At 71.5% G+C, this 16,190-nt stretch carries 10 protein-coding genes and 1 pseudogene; 5 read left to right on the forward strand and 6 right to left on the reverse strand.

Annotated elements, in window-relative coordinates:
• Positions 1–239: 239 nt before the first annotated feature.
• On the forward strand, positions 240–1,211 hold the full coding sequence (locus tag T333_RS01350; RefSeq protein WP_496424110.1) for an aldo/keto reductase: 972 nt from the start codon (positions 240–242) through the stop codon (positions 1,209–1,211).
• A 92-nt stretch (positions 1,212–1,303) separates the two neighbouring features.
• On the forward strand, positions 1,304–2,461 hold the full coding sequence (locus T333_RS01355; protein ID WP_496423465.1) for a zinc-binding dehydrogenase: 1,158 nt from the start codon (positions 1,304–1,306) through the stop codon (positions 2,459–2,461).
• 189 nt (positions 2,462–2,650) lie between these two features.
• On the opposite strand, the gene T333_RS01360 is transcribed toward T333_RS01355, so the two are convergent.
• The 4 genes from T333_RS01360 to T333_RS01375 all read right to left on the reverse strand — a co-directional run bounded on the left by T333_RS01360 (position 2,651) and on the right by T333_RS01375 (position 8,253).
• Positions 2,651–3,286, reverse strand: coding sequence for an HhH-GDP family DNA glycosylase (locus T333_RS01360; RefSeq protein WP_496423466.1), 636 nt, complete (start codon positions 3,284–3,286; stop codon positions 2,651–2,653).
• 314 nt (positions 3,287–3,600) lie between these two features.
• The gene (locus T333_RS01365; RefSeq protein ID WP_496423467.1) at positions 3,601–5,169 is read right to left on the reverse strand and encodes a dynamin family protein; all 1,569 of its coding nucleotides are present in this window, start codon (positions 5,167–5,169) and stop codon (positions 3,601–3,603) included.
• A 94-nt stretch (positions 5,170–5,263) separates the two neighbouring features.
• Positions 5,264–7,126, reverse strand: a complete 1,863-nt coding sequence (locus T333_RS01370) for a dynamin family protein (RefSeq protein WP_496423468.1) — start codon at positions 7,124–7,126, stop codon at positions 5,264–5,266.
• A gap of 17 nt (positions 7,127–7,143) precedes the next feature.
• Positions 7,144–8,253, reverse strand: a complete 1,110-nt coding sequence (locus tag T333_RS01375) for a hypothetical protein (RefSeq protein WP_496424166.1) — start codon at positions 8,251–8,253, stop codon at positions 7,144–7,146.
• Here T333_RS01375 and T333_RS01380 point away from each other — a divergent pair.
• Positions 8,215–10,641, forward strand: coding sequence for a hypothetical protein (locus T333_RS01380; RefSeq protein WP_496424167.1), 2,427 nt, complete (start codon positions 8,215–8,217; stop codon positions 10,639–10,641). The two genes, T333_RS01375 and T333_RS01380, sit on opposite strands and share 39 nt — an antisense overlap.
• Here the strand turns inward: T333_RS01380 and T333_RS01385 are convergent.
• Both T333_RS01385 and T333_RS01390 read right to left on the reverse strand, forming a co-directional pair.
• Positions 10,638–11,033, reverse strand: a complete 396-nt coding sequence (locus tag T333_RS01385) for a hypothetical protein (RefSeq protein ID WP_496424168.1) — start codon at positions 11,031–11,033, stop codon at positions 10,638–10,640. The genes T333_RS01380 and T333_RS01385 overlap by 4 nt on opposite strands.
• Positions 11,034–11,373: 340 nt before the next feature.
• Positions 11,374–11,523 (reverse strand): annotated as a pseudogene (locus T333_RS01390) (IniB N-terminal domain-containing protein); the annotation flags it as partial.
• 297 nt (positions 11,524–11,820) lie between these two features.
• Between T333_RS01390 and T333_RS01395 the strand changes: the two are divergent.
• Together T333_RS01395 and T333_RS01400 are read left to right on the forward strand one after the other, a co-directional pair.
• On the forward strand, positions 11,821–13,608 hold the full coding sequence (locus T333_RS01395; RefSeq protein ID WP_496423469.1) for an Hsp70 family protein: 1,788 nt from the start codon (positions 11,821–11,823) through the stop codon (positions 13,606–13,608).
• Positions 13,601–16,162, forward strand: a complete 2,562-nt coding sequence (locus T333_RS01400; protein WP_496423470.1) for a LuxR C-terminal-related transcriptional regulator — start codon at positions 13,601–13,603, stop codon at positions 16,160–16,162. Before T333_RS01395 ends, T333_RS01400 begins: the two co-directional genes overlap by 8 nt.
• Positions 16,163–16,190 lie beyond the last annotated feature (28 nt).

Here is a 16,190-nt window from a genome sequence, read left to right on the forward strand (position 1 = left end):
CCCGGCCGCTGGGGAAATTCACCTGGCGGGGCATTTCCCATCTGCTTCCGATCGGATCTACCGCTCCGTCAACGGAAGTTCGGTGCGCCTCGCGCTCGAGTGGTCGCCACCAACTCGGGTCGCGGAGCACACTCGCGGTCTCGGTGTCCGCTTGTTGACATGGAGCGCACTCCAACTCATAGCGTCTTACGCCAGAAGGTTTTTCGAGCACAGGAGGTAGCACCATGATCGACGGTCGCATCCGGCATCTCGGCGGACTCGCGGTCTCCGCGCAGGGCCTGGGATGCATGGGGATGAGTCACGGATACGGCGCCGCGGACGACGCGCAATCGATCGCGACACTGCACCGCGCACTCGATCTCGGGGTGACCCTCCTCGACACCGCCGACTTCTACGGCTCCGGCCACAACGAGGAGCTGATCGGCCGGGCCATCGCCGGACGCCGCGACGAGGTGGTGCTCGCCACGAAGTTCGGCTTCGCCAACCGCCTCGGCGAACCCACCGCGATCCGCGGCGACGCCGCCTACGTGCGGCAGGCGTGCGACGCGTCGCTGCGCAGGCTCGGCGTCGACCATATCGACCTCTACTACCAGCACCGCGTCGACCCGCGGGTGCCGATCGAGGAGACCGTCGGCGCCATGGCCGAGCTCGTGCGGGCCGGAAAGGTCCGTCACCTCGGGCTTTCCGAGGCAAGCGCGCAAACCGTCCGGCGGGCGCACGCGGTGCATCCGATCGCCGCGTTGCAGAGCGAGTGGTCGCTGTGGACCCGCGACCTGGAAGCCGAAATTCTCCCGGTCTGCCGCGAGCTCGGCGTCGGCATCGTCCCGTTCTCCCCGCTCGGCCGCGGCTTCCTGACCGGCCGATACAACTCGGTCGACGAATTGGCGGAGACCGACGTGCGCCGCAGCCAGCCCCGTTTCGCCGACGGCAACCTGGAACAGAACCTGGCGATCGTCGCGAAACTGAACGAACTCGCCGCCGCCAAGGGCGTCACCGCGGGCCAACTCGCCCTGGCCTGGGTGCAGCACCGCGGCGACGACGTCGTCCCCATCCCCGGCACCCGACGCCAGCGCTATCTCGAGGAAAACCTCGCCGCGCTCTCCCTCACCCTCACCCCCGAAGACCTCACCGCCATCGAATCCGCCGCCCCGCCCTCCCAGATCGCCGGCACCCGCTACGACCCGACCAGCCTCACCTTCGTCAACGGCTGAGAGTCGCGGGCTCGTCGCTGGAATTCGATCGGCCGCGGGGGTAGGCCGGGCGGTGGTAGGTTCGGCGCGGGGTGGTCCGAGAGGAGTTCGGTTTGCGAGCCGCTGTCGTGACGAATACGAAATTCCAGGTCGAGGAGTTGCCGACGCCGCGGCCGGGGCGCGGGCAGGTGTTGCTCAATGTGGTTCGGTGTGGGATCTGCGGATCTGATCTGCATGCTCGGACGCATGCCGACGAGATGGCCGATTTGGCGAGCGCGACCGGGTACGACGGGTTCATGCGATCCGAGCAGAGTGTGGTGCTCGGGCACGAATTCAGCGGGGAGATAGTCGAATACGGTCCGGACTGCCGGAAGCGGTGGAAGCCGGGGACGAAAGTCGTTGCCTTGCCGATCATCCGGCACGACGGACAGCCGCATCTCACCGGACTGACGACGGCCGCGCCCGGCGGCTACGCCGAGCAGGTGGTGGTGCAGGAGTCGATGACCATGCCGGTGCCGAACGGACTTTCGGCGGAGCTGGCCGCGCTCACCGAACCGATGGCGGTGGCCTGGCACGCCGTTCGCAAGGGGCGGGTCGGCAAGGGTCGGACCGCTTTCGTGATCGGCTGCGGGCCGATCGGTCTCGCGGTGATCAGCATGCTGAAAGCGGCGGGCGTTCGCACGGTGATCGCGAGCGACTTCTCGCCGCGCCGCCGCGAACTCGCCGCCGCGTGCGGTGCGGATGTCGTGGTGGATCCGGCGTCCGAATCCCCTTGGGAGGCAGCGCCAAAGAAGGGGATCGGGAGCGTCACGGATCTGCTGGGACTCGGATTCGACACCATGCAGCGCCTGCGCCGGGTCCCGAATCTGCCGTGGTGGTACGTCTTTCGGCTCGCGCACACGTTCGAAGGCGGACCCGCCGGACCGGTGATCTTCGAATGCGTCGGCGTTCCTGGCATCATCGACCAAATTCTCACCGCCGCTCCGCCGCTGTCCCGGGTCGTGGTGGTCGGCGTGTGCATGGAGACCGACCGCTTCCACCCGGCGATGGCGATCAACAAGGAGATCGAGCTGCGCTTCGTGCTCGGCTACGACCCGGGCGAGTTCCGCGACACACTGCACATGATCGCCGACGGCAAGGTCGACCCCGCGCCGCTCATCACCGGAACGGTCGGGTTGGAGGGCATCGACAACGCCTTCACCGCGCTCGGCAATCCGGAACGGCACGCCAAGATTCTGATCGACCCGACCAGTTCGGCGCTCACGCCGTGAAGAGCAACCGCCTTTTCTCTACCGATGGCCGTCGGTCGCAGGGGTCATGGCGGCGCGGTGGGCGGCAGGTGTGCTGCGGTTGCCACAGAGGGTGTGCACTCCTCGCATAGGCGGTGGCTGTGTGAGGCGTGTGCGGGGCGTGTGGGAGTTGCCTGATGTGGCGCTGGTGCGCACGCGGCAGCGGGCGGGTCAGGTTGGGAGGTCGTCTGCGACCTTGTCGTCCAGGGTCACTCGGACCAGTGCCGCGGCCAAGTCGGCGGTGCGGTCGCGCGGGGCCAAGTCGGCGAGTTTCTCCGGGGCGGCGGGGAGGCCGACTCGGCGGGCGCCGCTTAAGGCGCGGTCGTCGAAATGAGGGCGGGCCCAAGGCCAGGTGTCTTGGACTTCGCGCAGGAAGATGTCGCTGCCGGTCGGGCCGATGCCGTCGAATTCTTGGAGCAGGTCGGCGGCCCGATGGGCGTCACCGTCCGCCGCGGAGGCCAGTTCGCGCAGGTCACCGTGGTACTGGTCGAGGACCCGGTGGGCGTTCGCGCCGAGCCGGGTCGCGGTGCTCTCGTCGTAGCGCTTGTAGTGGGCGCGGCCGAGGGCGTCGACGAGGTCTTGCCAGTCGGCGTCGGCGACCTTCTGCGGCGTGCGGTAACCGCTGTCGATCAGTTCCTTGGCGGCGGAAACGGCGATGTCGGCGGAGATTCTGGTGCTCAGCAGTTCGGCGAGCATCAGTAATTGGAACAGCGGCGCTGGTTTGTCCGCGAGCTTGATGCCCGCCTCGGCGGCGTATCCGGTGCCCGCGCGGTCCAGCAGGGTCTGCACGACTTCGCGATCGCTCATCACGGCCTCCTTACAGGCGCCGTCCGCCCACAGACCACGCACGGCCGAAGGCGAGGCGGAAGTACTCCTGCCGGACGCGTACCCCGAGTCGGCGCGTTGATGCCAGGGAATCGAACCGCGGCAGTGCGCGGGCAATGTGTCCACCAACGCTGCTCACCATGTGGCCGAGTTCGCTGAGCGGCAGCACCGCAGCCATTCCAGCCACGTCTGGGTGTGCACCGCGCGGGAAGCGATCGATCCGGAGTTGTCGACCACGGCGGGCCGGTCGTGCCGGGCGCACGATCGAGGTGCCGTCGCCACCGCGCGGAAGCCGATCAGCGGCGGCCCATGCGCATCTCCGGCGCCGGGGGCAGCATGCTCAACGTGCCCTCGGCGCTGCGGGCGGCGGTGAGGCAGGCGAGGGTGGTGAGCTGGTCGGCCATGGGGTGGCGGGCGCGTTCGCGCCATTTGCGGACCGCGGCGACGGCCTGCGCCCGCTGCGCCTCCGGGCCCGCATTCGGCGGGAGGCCGAGGCGCAGGTGGGGTGCGATGCCCGAGCCGCCGATCAAACGGTGCAGTTCGGCGAGATCCGCTGGGGGCAGTGTCAATTCGTCGGTGCGCAAGCGCCCGAGCAGGCGCAGTTCGGCGAAACCGTGCACGTCGGCGAGCAGGGTGCGGACTCGGGGCATCAGTTGATCGGCGGAGGTGCCCGGATAGGCGGTCAGCACCCTGGCCAGTGCCGTCAGTGCCGAATGCGCCTTGAGTTGGTCGGCCCGCTGGCCGAACTGGACGTCGAGGACCGAGCGCAGCTCGTCGACGCCGCTGCGGCTGGTCAATTCCGCGGCGAGCGTGGCGGAATCGCGGACGCCGAGCCGAATCAAAGTGACGGCCATGCGAATACCGAACATGCCGAAACGCTCGGCCAGCTGGGCGCGCAGTTCCGGCGCGACGGGCAGCGGAATGTCGGGGCGCGCGAAGCGATCCGCCGACAACATCGCCGCGGTCAGATCGTCTACCGGGACGCTCGCCAAGGCCTGGAACGCGGTGAACTCCTGTTGCCGCAGCGTCTCCGCGGCGAAGGCGAGCAGGCCCGCGACGGGAATCACGGCCTGGCACAACCCGGTTCGCTCCAGCTCGGTGGCGAACCGGGACGCGACGTCGCGAGCCGAATGCAGTGCGTCGATGCGTCCAGCGCCGATCTCATCCGCCCGTGAGACGACACCGACCACACCGAGAGGACCGGTCAATCCCGAAGCGCCTTGCCGCGCAGCGGTTCCCGAACCGATGCGCTCCAGGAAGCGAACGTCGGTGGCGTCCAACCTGCGCAGCAGATAGACGACCGCGTCGGCGCCGGGGACGGAAAGGGTGGCCTCGGCCTCCTCGTCGTCGGGGGTCAGCAGGCGGGCGGTGCGCCGCGACACCTCGCGCGAGAGCGAGGAGGTGCCCGGTGTGTCGATGATGGTGGTGTGCGCCAGCGCGGCGGCGGGCCATTCGACCTCGAGGTGGTCGACCTCGCGCGGGCCCGGCGCGTTCCAGTTCAGCCGTTCCAGGTCGAAGGTCAGGCCGTGCGCACCACCGCCGCGGCGCACCACCACGTTCGCGGTGGCGCCGTCGGGGGCGTACGCGGTGACGCTCGGGGTCGGGCCGCTGCGATACCAGGTGACCACCCTGGTGCACTCGGTCGCGTCGGTCGGCGCGATGTCCTGGCCGACCAGCGAGTTCAACAGCGTCGACTTGCCCGCCTTCAGCGAACCCGCCAGCGCGACCCGCAGCGGCTGATCCAACCTGCGCGCGCAGTCCGCGAGCAGAGCCCTGGGGCGCGGTTCGCGCGCGAACGCCTGCCTGGCCGCGTCCACCAGCCGATGCGCCTCGACGACGATGCCGGGCGCGACTCTCGTGGTCACCGGCGCCCCATGGCGCGAACGCCGATTCGGGCCTCGACGGATGCGCACCGGAAGGACGCGGCGCCCCTGGTCGAGCGCGAGTGGGGTGTCGTGATCACCCCGATACCGTACCGAGGGCTCCCCGGACGGGCGCGGCGGCGATGGGCTGTTGCATCGCGTCGGCGTAGCGGCGCAGTTCCGCGACGAAGCGCAGCTGCCGTTCCAGCACGGTGCAGCGCTCGGTGCGGCGCGCGGTCTCCATCGTGGCCGCCTCCTGCGCGGCGCGCAGCGAGTCCTCGAGGGAGCGGAGGCTGCGCTCGGCGACACCGCTGTAGTGGTCGCGCAGGGCGCGGTGGATGCGGTGCAGGCGGTCCTTGGATTCCTTGCCCGCTTGGAAGGCGACGTCGTCGACGAAGCGGCGCACCGCGTTCTTCGCCTCGACCCGGCGGCGCGCGAGGCGGGCCTGCTTGTCGTCGCGAAAAGCCTTGCCGCCCACGATGACACCCGCGCCGATGGAGATCGGATTGAGCATGGCCAGTCCGGCGAAGGTGCTGGCGAGACCGACCATCAGCACACCGCCGTAGGAACCGCGCATGCCGACGAGCAGCTTGCTGGCGAAGCCGATGTCCGGTTCCAGATCGCCGAGGGTGCCGGAGATCGGGTTGTCCTCGGCGTTCAATCCGCTCTTCACGTCGGGCAGGTCGACGGCGCCGAAGTGGATGAAGTGTTCGGCGACCTGTTCGGCCAGCTGGACCGCGCGTTTGTGGGTCCACAGCAGGTTGTCGGCGAGGGCACTGTCGACGGTGCCGGTGAGCCATTCGGTGATGGCGTCCCAGTGCCTGCCCGGGTCGTGCTCGTCGATCCACTCCTCGCCGGTTCGGGTGAGGTGTCGCAAGCGATCTCGCAGGTCGTGGTCGACATCGCTTGCCAGATCGGTGATTCCGTCGGAGAGCGTCTGCTGCCAGGCGGCGGTGCGCCGATGCAGGTCTTCCGCAGCGGCTTTCGCGGACTGGAGTTCCTTGATCGCGGCCGCGCCCTGGTTCGGATCGCGCAGCGCGACGAGTTCACTGCCCAGCGCGAGCGCCAGATGCTCTGCGGCGGACTGGATGTCGCGCGCGACGGCGGCGCGGGTCTCGGCCTGGTCGCGTGCGACCACCTGCTCGCGCAGGAATTGATACAGCACACCGAAACCCGATTCCTGGCCGAGCTGCGCGTCCTGTAAACGCATGGCGTGCTCGCGCAGCAGCGCGGACACCGGGATGATCGGCACCTCCAACCCGGCGCGGTACAGGTGGCCGAGATTCGCCTCGTGGACCTGGCGCCAGTGCGGGTACAGATCGGTCTTGGTGAGCAGCAGCGCGACCGTCGGGCACAGCTCGCGGACCTGGCGCAGGAAGGCGAGCTCGGGTTCGGTGATCTCGGTGGAGGCGTCGGACAGCACGAACACCGCGTCGGCGGCCGGAACCATGCCGAGAACCGTTGTGGCGCTGGCGTTTCCGTGCCCTCCGACGCCCGGGGTGTCGACGAGGACGATGCCGTCGGCGAGCAGCGGATTCGGCAGCTGGATCTCCAGGCGCATCATCCGCCTGCCGTCGGCGAGCGGGCTGCGGGAGTCGATCGTCGGAATCTGTTCGATCGGGACCGGCACCCGGCTCTCGCTGCCGCCGCGCGGTTCGGTGAGCAGGAACTGAGCCTGCGCGTATTCACCGTGCGAGAGTGTGGCGGGGACGACCGTGGTCGCGTCGTCGCCCACCGGGCAGATGTCGAAGTTCAGCAGGGCGTTCACGAAACGGCTCTTGCCCTGGCCGAGTTGGCCCGCGATCACGATGCGACGCCGCGGGTCGCGGACCCGGTCGGCCGCCGTTTCCAGGCGGCCGACGAGGTCGGTGCGACCCGCGGCGCGCGCCGCGGCGATGGTCTCACCCAGTACCGACAGCAGCGGCACTCCGGGCGCGGAAGCGGGTACGGGTGTTCCCATCGCGTTGTCGTCCTCTCTCAGTGCAGGAACGCGTCACCCGACAGGTCCGTCGACCCGCCGAGCTCGGCGCTCGACTCGCCCTCGGCGAACAGCGAGGTCTCGCCGGTAGTGCCGAGGCCGCCGTCGAAGCCGGAGCCGAACGCGCTCGAAACGTCCAGCGACGACCAGGTGTTCGCGGTGGTCTCCGCCGTGGATCCGATGCTGCCACCCAGGTCCGAACCGCCGCCGAGCGCACCCTGCGCGCCGAGCGAACCCGTGGCGTCCGCGCCGCCTTCGAACGCGCCGGACGCTCCGGAGGAGAGGTTGCCGCCGAGGCCGGAGTCCAGACCGGCGCCCGCGTTGCCCAGGCCGGTCTCGAGGCCACTGTTGAGGCCCGCACCCGCGTTGCCCGCGGCGCCGAGGCCGGTTTCCAGACCACCGGACAGACCGGCACCCGCGTTTCCGGCGGCACCGAGACCGGCTTCGAGCCCGCTGTTCAGGCCAGCGCCCGCGTTGCCCGCGGCGCCGAGGCCGGTTTCCAGGCCGCCGGACAGACCGGCACCGGCGTTGCCTGCCGCACCCAAACCAGCTTCGAGACCGCTGTTGAGGCCCGCACCGGCATTCCCGGCAGCGCCCAGACCAGCTTCGAGGCCGCTGCTCAGGCCAGCGCCCGCGTTCCCCGCGGCACCCAGTCCGGCCGAGAGACCCGACTCGAGCCCGGCGCCCGCCTGACCCGCCGCGCCGATCGCACCCTCGAGTCCAGCCGTGAGACCGGCGCCCGCCTGCGTGGCCGCGCCGACACCCGCCGAGAGGCCCGCCTCGAGCCCGGACACCGCCTGGCCGCCCGCTTCGAGCGCGCCGCCGAGGCCGCCCGCCAGGTCGGCGCCGGCCGCCGCGCCGGACTCGATACCGCCGGAAAAGCCTGTCTCCAGACCGGATCCGAATTCGCCGCCCGCCTCGACGGCGGCTTCGGCGCCGCCGGACAGGTCGCCGCCGAACCCGGACACACCGCCGACCAAGCCCTGCAAACCGCCGCCCAGTTCCGCGCCGCCCTGCGCGCCGCTGGCGAGCACACCGCCGAGTTCGCTGTTCAGCCCGCCGCCGATCTCGTGCTCCGCGCCGAGCACCGTGCCCAGCCCGGCCGACATGCTCGTCTCCAGGCCGGTGACCGCCTGACCACCCGCGTTCGCCCCGCCGGACACACCGGACCCGACGCCCGCTCCGGCTTCCACCGCCCCCTGCAACCCGCTCTCCAGCCCGGCGCCCAGGCCCGAACCGGCCTCGACAGCCCCGCCGATGCCGCCGGCGAAGTCGCCGCCGAACTCCGCCGCGGTCCCGAGCCCGGCCGCCACTCCGGCCCCGGCCTCGGCGCCCGCGCTCAGCGCGCCTTCGACGCCACCGGCCAGTTCGCCGCCCGCCTCGAGCGCGCCGTTCGCCGCGCCTTCCAGCCCACCGGCCAGACCGGCGCCCGCATCGACCGCGCCACCGAGACCGGCCGCGAGATCAGCGCCGAACCCGCCACCGAGACCGGTCTCCAAACCAGTCCCCGCGTCGAGCGCGCCGCCCAGCCCGGTTTCCAGACCGGCCGCGGCTTCCGCACCGGCACCCAGCGCACCCTCGAAGCCGCCGCCCAGACCGGCGGCCAGGTCGCCCCCGAAATCCGCACCAGCGTCGACCGCGCCACCCAGCCCGGTCTCGAGACCACCGGCCAGTCCGGCGCCAGCTTCCGCGCCCGCACCGAACGCGCCTTCCAGACCCGCACCCGCACCCGCGGCAAGATCACCGCCGAAGTCCGCACCGGCATCGATCGCGCTGCCGAACCCGGACTCCAGTCCCCCACCGAGCCCGGTGCCCGCACCGACAGCGCCTTCGAGGCCCGCGGCAAGATCACCGCCGAAGTCCGCGCCCGCGTCGACCGCGCCACCGAACCCGGTCTCGAGGCCACCCGCGAGACCAGCGCCCGCCTCGGCACCCGCTCCGAGCGCACCCTCTACGCCCGCAGCAAGATTCGTCCCCGCGTCCAGCGCACCATCGAAACCGGCCGACAGATCACCACCGAACTCGGTCCCCGCGTCGACCGCACCGCCGAGACCAGCTTCGAGCCCGCCGCCGAAATCAGCGCCCGCCTCGGCACCGGCGTCGATCACGCCACCGAGACCAGCGGAAAGGTCACCACCGAGCCCGGCACCCGCGTCGATCGCGCCATCCAGACCACCGGCCAGCTGACCACCGAAGTCCGCACCCGCGTCGATCGCGCCGCCCAGTCCCGCACCCAGATCGGCACCCGCCTGAGCACCCGCGCCGAGCGCACCATCGACACCGGCGGAAAGATCGCCACCCAGTTCGGCGCCCGTACCGACACCCGCGTCCAACGCGCCTTCCAGACCACCGGCCAGCTCGCCGCCGAACTCGGCACCCGCATCCAGCGCACCGCCCAGACCAGCACCCAAACCGGCACCAGCCTCAGCACCCGCGTCGATCGCGCCACCGACACCAGCGGACAAATCACCGCCGAACTCGGCGCCCGCATCCAGCGCACCGCCTACGCCCGCGCCCAGATCGGCACCGGCCTGAGCGCCAGCGCCGAGAGCGCCACCGAGACCAGCCGACAGGTCACCGCCGAGTTCGGTGCCCGCACCGAGGCCCGCATCCAGCGCACCCTCCAGACCACCGGCAAGCTGGCCGCCGAAGTCGGCACCCGCATCGAGCGCACCGCCCAAGCCGGCACCGGCGTCGATCGCGCCGCCGACACCAGCGGACAGGTCACCGCCGAACTCGCCGCCAGCATCGAGCGCGCCACCCAGGCCCGCACCGAGGTCGGCACCCGCCTGCGCACCCGCGCCGAGAGCACCACCGAGACCGGCCGACAGATCACCGCCGAGATCGGCGCCCGCACCTACGGCACCCTCGAGTCCCGCGCCCAGACCAGCGCCCGCGCCAATGCCCGCATCCACAGCGCCACTCAGACCACCAGCCAGATCGCCACCGAACTCGGCACCCGCGTCCAGCGCACCACCGAGGCCCGCACCCAATCCGGCACCGGCTTCTGCCCCCGCGTCGATCGCGCCGCCGACACCAGCGGACAGGTCACTGCCGAACTCGCCGCCAGCATCGAGCGCGCCACCCAAGCCCGCACCGAGGTCGGCACCCGCCTGAGCTCCCGCGCCGAGAGCACCACCGAGACCGGCCGACAGATCACCGCCGAGATCGGCGCCCGCATCCAGCGCGCCACCCAGGCCCGCGCCCAGGTCGACACCCGCCTGCGCACCGGCACCAAGAGCGCCACCGAGTCCCGCCGACAGATCACCGCCGATTCCGGCACCGGCACCGAGGCCCGCGTCCAGCGCACCGCCCAGGCCAGCGCCCAGATCGGCACCCGCATCGATCGCGCCGTCGACACCAGCGGACAGGTCGCTGCCGAACTCGCCGCCAGCTCCGAGTGCGCCGTCGAGGCTCGCGCCCAGGCCAGCGCCCACGTTTCCGACTGCGCCGAGCGCCCCTTCGAGCCCGCCCGCGAGCTCGCCGCCTGCGCCTAGAGCGCCGCCGAGGCCCGCAGACAGGTCCGCGCCCGCCTCCGCGACGGATCCGATCGTGCCTTCCAGCGCGCCGCCGAGACCCGCGCCCGCACCCACCGCGCCTTCCAGACCAGCGCCGACGGAACCTTCGAGACCCGCGCCCAGGTCAGCGCCAGCGCCGAGGCCCACATCGAGCGCACCACCCAAACCAGCACCCGCTCCGGCGGCGATATCACCGACACCGTCCAACACGCCACCGACAGCACCACCCAGACCAGCGCCCACACCCACGCCCGCCCCGAGAGCCCCCTCGAGCACGCCACCGAGACCGGCGCCCGCTCCGGCAGCGATATCACCGACGCCATCCAGCACGCCACCGACAGCACCACCCAGACCAGCGCCCACACCCGCACCCGCCCCGAGAACCCCGCCGAGGCCCGCGCCGAGCGCGCCGCCCAGGTCGAGCCCCGCGCCGAGATCGCCGTTCAGGCCGAGGTCGATGTCGGTGTTCAGATCCGCGCCGAGGTCGATGTCGGTGTTCACACCGGCGCCCAGGTCGATGTCGGTGTTCAAATCCGCGCCGAGGTCGATGTCGGTGTTCACACCGGCGCCCAGGTCGACGCCCGCGCCGACCGCCGCGTTCGCACCCGCCGACGCGGCCGCACCGACGCCGACGGCGGCACCGGCCGACGTGCCCGCCGCGACGATCGCCGACAGCTGCGAGCCGCCGGCCACCAAAGCCGACTCGGCCACCATCGGGGCCACCGCGGCGATGTCCTCCGGCGTGACCGCGGACAGTCCCGCGGCGGCCAGCGCGCCTTCCGGGTTGGCGCAGTAACCCACCGCGGCCTCGCGGTCGCGCAGCAGGCCGAGGATGAACTCGAGAATCACATTGGGGGTCATCGAGGATCGTCTCCTGGGATCGGCGGACCACGCGATCCGCACTCGTTGGAATGCATTTCACGCTAGGCACGCCTCGCGTTACGGGGGAACGGGGCGGACCCCCACCAATCACGAGAGCGACGCATTAGGGGCGCGTCCGCCATTAGGGGCATTTCCCCGCACTTTCCCCTACCTCGGTAACGGCGGCCCCCCAGCAACCGACAGATCTGGCAGGCCGGATCACACGGCTATATCGCACAATCGAACAACACAGCAGCGACTACCGGATCCCACGGTTTCCCCATACGAGGTTCACCAATGACACAGCGTCTGGCGCTCGGCATCAAGGTCGGGGCGTCGAATTCGGTCGCCGTGGCGACGACGGGTGAGATCGGCGACACCCAGGCAGGCCCCGCGGCGGGCGGCGCCGTCGTGAGCCACCCGAGTGTGTTGCGTCTGAGCCAGGACGCCCCGCCTACCTTCGGGTCCGGCGCGGGGCGCACCGGAAGACACTCCAGTGACGCGGTGCTGGAAGGGTTTCTGGCTCGGGTCGGCGATCCGGTCGACATCCTGGCCGAAAACGGTTCCGCGCACGCGGCGGAGGACTTGGTCGCCACGGCCGTCACCTGTCTCATCGACGAAATCGCCGATGCCACAGGGGAACAGCCCGGCGCCGTCGTCGCCTGCCATCCGGCGTGGTGGTCGCGGCACACGATCGACGTGCAGCGCGCCGCGTTGGACGCCGCGGGCCTGCACGAAGTGACGCTCGTCCCCGAGCCGACGGCGGCGGTGCAGTGGCTCGAGGCCGCGCACGGTCCGCTCGGCGAGGGCGCGCTGGTGGTTTACGACCTCGGCGCGACCGGATCGACCGTCTCGGTGGTGCGCACGGGTAGTCAGACGGCCCTGCTCGCGTCGCTCCGCTCGACCGACGTCGCCGGTTCCGAATTCGATCTGCTGACCATGCGTTACGTGCTGGCTAACGCATTGCGTGGAAATGATTTCGATCCGTTCGACCCGGTTGTGGAACGCGAATTGTCGGTATTACGAGAGCGCTGCAAAAATGCGAAAGAAGAGCTTTCCATAAATACCGCCACGGTCGTCCCCGTCCGCCTCGACCCGACTTCTCCCGCGGGCGACCAGATCCGCTTGGTCCGCAGCGAGCTGGAAGAACTGATCCGCGGTCCGCTGCTCACCTCCATCGATCTGATCCGCGACACCGTGCACCGCGCCGGACTCGACATCGGCGACATCAGCCGGGTGCTGCTGACCGGCGGCGGAGGTGCGATTCCGTTGGTCGGCGAGCTGATCTCGAGCGAGTTCGGTCTCCCGCTGGTCGCCGCGCCCGAGCCCGCCAACACCAGTGCACGCGGGGCTGCCGCGCTGGCCGCGGACCTGCTGGACAGCGCGATCGACACCGCGCCGGTCGCGGCGCTCGCCCAGACCCCCGCCGCGCCGAAGACCAAGGAGCTGCCCGCCCTCGAGCGGTCCAGCCGTCCCGGCGGCAAGGAGAACGCGCTGCCGGTTTCCCGTATTCGCAGGCTCACCGGCCGCCAGCGCGCCGCGATCGTCGCGGGTGCGGCCCTGGTCATCGGACTGCTCGCCACCGGAACTGTCGCGATCGGCACCGGCGCGCAGTCCCCGGCGAACTCGCCCACCGCCGAACAGTCCACGTCGCCGGGACCCGCCGAAGTCGCGGCCCCCGGCGGCACGGGCGCACCTGTAACGGACACTCCCGTCACCGATTCCGGCAACGGCACACCACAGCAGCCGAAACCCGTTTCCGCACAGCCTGGTTCGACGGCGAACTCGGTTCCCGGCTCCAGCACCGTGGCGGTGGTGAACAGTCAGCCCGCGCCCGGGCAACCCGCGCCGGGACAGCCCGCTGCCGGAGAACAGACAGCGCCGCAACCCACTCCCGGCCCCAATCCCCCTGCGCCGCAACCGCAGCCGCAGCCACAACAGCCGCAGCCCCAACAACCCCAGGTCCCGGACCTGCCCACCGAAGTGCTGACCGAACCGCTCGGTGAGGTCGTGGACGGAGTGGGCGGCGCGGTCGGCACGGTGCTGCGCGCGCCGGGCGAGATCCTCGGGGGGAACGGTGGCTGACACGGCGTTCGACACCCTGCCGAGCGCCCGCGACATCCTGCGTGAACTCGACAGCGCCGAGCAGGAACCGGCGGTCTACCTGATCCGCGGCCGCTCGGGCACCGGCAAGTCCACCTTGCTCTCCGTCATCCGGACGCGCCTGCGCGGACGCGGTATTCCCTTGCAGGACAACGTCGCCGCACCCGGTCCGACGGCGGCGACGAACGGCGCGCACCACCGCCACGTGGACAGCGTCGACCCGGACGCGCCCCGCCCCGCGCTCGTCATCGACAACGCGCACACCTTGGGCGCGACGGAACTGCGAACGCTCTGCGCCGCGGTCGAATCCGGCAACTACACGGCGGTGATCGCGGTGCAGCCGCGCCCGCACGACCCGCAGCTGCGCACCCTCGCCGAGGCGGTGGCCCGGCGCGGGCGCATCGTCGACCTGAGACCACTCGGCGTCGCCGACATCCTGCCCTTCGCAAGGGAATTGGGCATGATGGTGCCGCGGCCCGTCGCTCAGCACATCCATCAGCAGACCGGCGGCATCCGCGGCGGCGTCGTCGCGGCGCTCACCGCGGCCTGCTCGGCGCGCTTGGACGCCGGGATTCGCGTCGTGGACGAGGCGGTGGCCGACTGGTCGCGCTCGCAGCTGGACAACCTGGAACCGGACCTGCTGGAGACATTGGTCGTCGCGACCACCGGGACCGGCCTGGATTCCAGCGAACTCACCGAGGTGCTCGGCGTCGAATCCACTGCCGCTCAGTCCCTCATCGACCGCGCCCGCGCCACCGCCCTGGTGACCGACGCCGATCTCTTGCTGGCCCCCGCGGTCGCTCCGCTGCGCACCATGCTCGGCGACCGCAGGTTCGTCGCAGTACAGCGCAGGCTGCTCACCGCACGCCTGGACGCGGGCCTGCTGCGCGACCACACCGCGCTGCTGCTCGCCGAATCCGGCGTCCGCGACCCTCGGCTCGCCGAATTCCTCTGCACCGCAGCCGAAACCGCCGGACGCGAGGCCGTCCGTTACTACGCCGCCGCCGCCTCCGCAGGCGCCGATGCGAATCAGATCGCGCTGCGCTGGGCCGAGGCCGCCGCCCGCACCGGCGACGGTGAGACCGCCATGCGGCTGGCCGAACCCGTGCTGGCCAGGGCGGGCGTCGACGGCCCCGAACTCGCCGACGCCGTGCGGATCTGCGCGGGCGTCCTGACTCGCCGCGGTCTGATCGGCCGCGCCGCCCAGCTCTACGGCTGGCTCGGCCCGAACCGAGTGGGGCCGGACTGGGCGGTGGGCGCCACCGTGCTGTATCTGGCGGGCAACGTGCACGCCGCGGGCGAGTTGTCCGGCACGGCGGGCAACTGGCCGCCCACCCAGGCGGGCGCGCACGCCCAACTCATCGCGACCGCGCTCTCGAACACCCTCGTCGACCACGGAAGCGCGACGCCCACCGCGGTTTCCGCGCTCATCCAGGCCGCGCACGCCGACTCCGGCGTCGACCGTTTCCTGCCGTGCACGGCCGTCTCCATCGCGACTCTGCTGTGCCTGAGCACGGGTGAGCCGCGCCGCGCCGGTGACGCGCTGCGCCGGGCCGCCACCAGCGGGCTGCGCTGCCATCAACTTCAAGTGCTCACCGCGTGGGCGGCCATGCTCGGCGGTGACGAACAGGCCGCGGCGAACACCGTCGCCGCCTTCGACTGGGACCAGCTCGACGTCCGCGACCGGCTGCTCGCGCACGGCGTCGCGGTCGGCCTGGCCCGTCGCGGCGGCGACCACGCCGCGCTGACCCGCGCGTGGCAAGCCGCCTACCCGCTTTTCGACGACGTCGACGCCGACCTGCTCACCGTTCTGCCGATCGGGGAGCTGTGGCTCGCGGGCATCCGGCTGCGCGACGAACGCCGCATTGCGCCGCTCGTCGACGCGACACTCGCCCTGCTCGGCCGCCTCGATCAGCCGCCCGCCTGGGCCAATGCTTTCCACTGGTACGGCGTGCAGGCCGCCATCGCGCACGAGAGCCCCGCGGAACTGCTGCCGCACGCGCGACTGCTCAAAGCCGCCGCGGAGGCCGGTGACCGGCACGCGGCCGTGCTGGTGGACGCGGGCCGCACCTGGGTGCTCGTGCTGCGCGGACAGGTCGAAGTGAAACCGGTCGAGGTGGCCGTCAACGGGCTGCGCGAAATCGGCCTGACCTGGGACGCGGCCCGGCTGGCCAGCGAGGCCGCGCTGTCGGCCGCCGAGTCCTCGACCGCGACGGCGCTGCTCAAGCTGGCCCGTATGGTGCGCGCCGAGTCCAAGCCGCAGGAGCAGCCGGTCCCGCCGACCGCCGCGCCGCGCGCCTCGAACGCGCCGGATGCCCCGGCGGACGGCGCAGCGATTCTGAGCGAGCGGGAACGCGAAGTCGCCGAACTGGTGCTGCTCGGACTGACCTACCGCGAGATCGGCGCGCGGCTGTACATCTCCGCGAAGACGGTGGAGCATCACGTCGCCCGGATCCGACGTCGGATCGGTGCGCGATCTCGCTCGGAGTTATTGTCAATGCTCCGCGCCATGGGACACGGCTCGTTGCTCGTGTGATCGCCTCTGGGCGGGCCGATCGACGTCG

The organism is Nocardia sp. CNS-044, assembly GCF_059570515.1.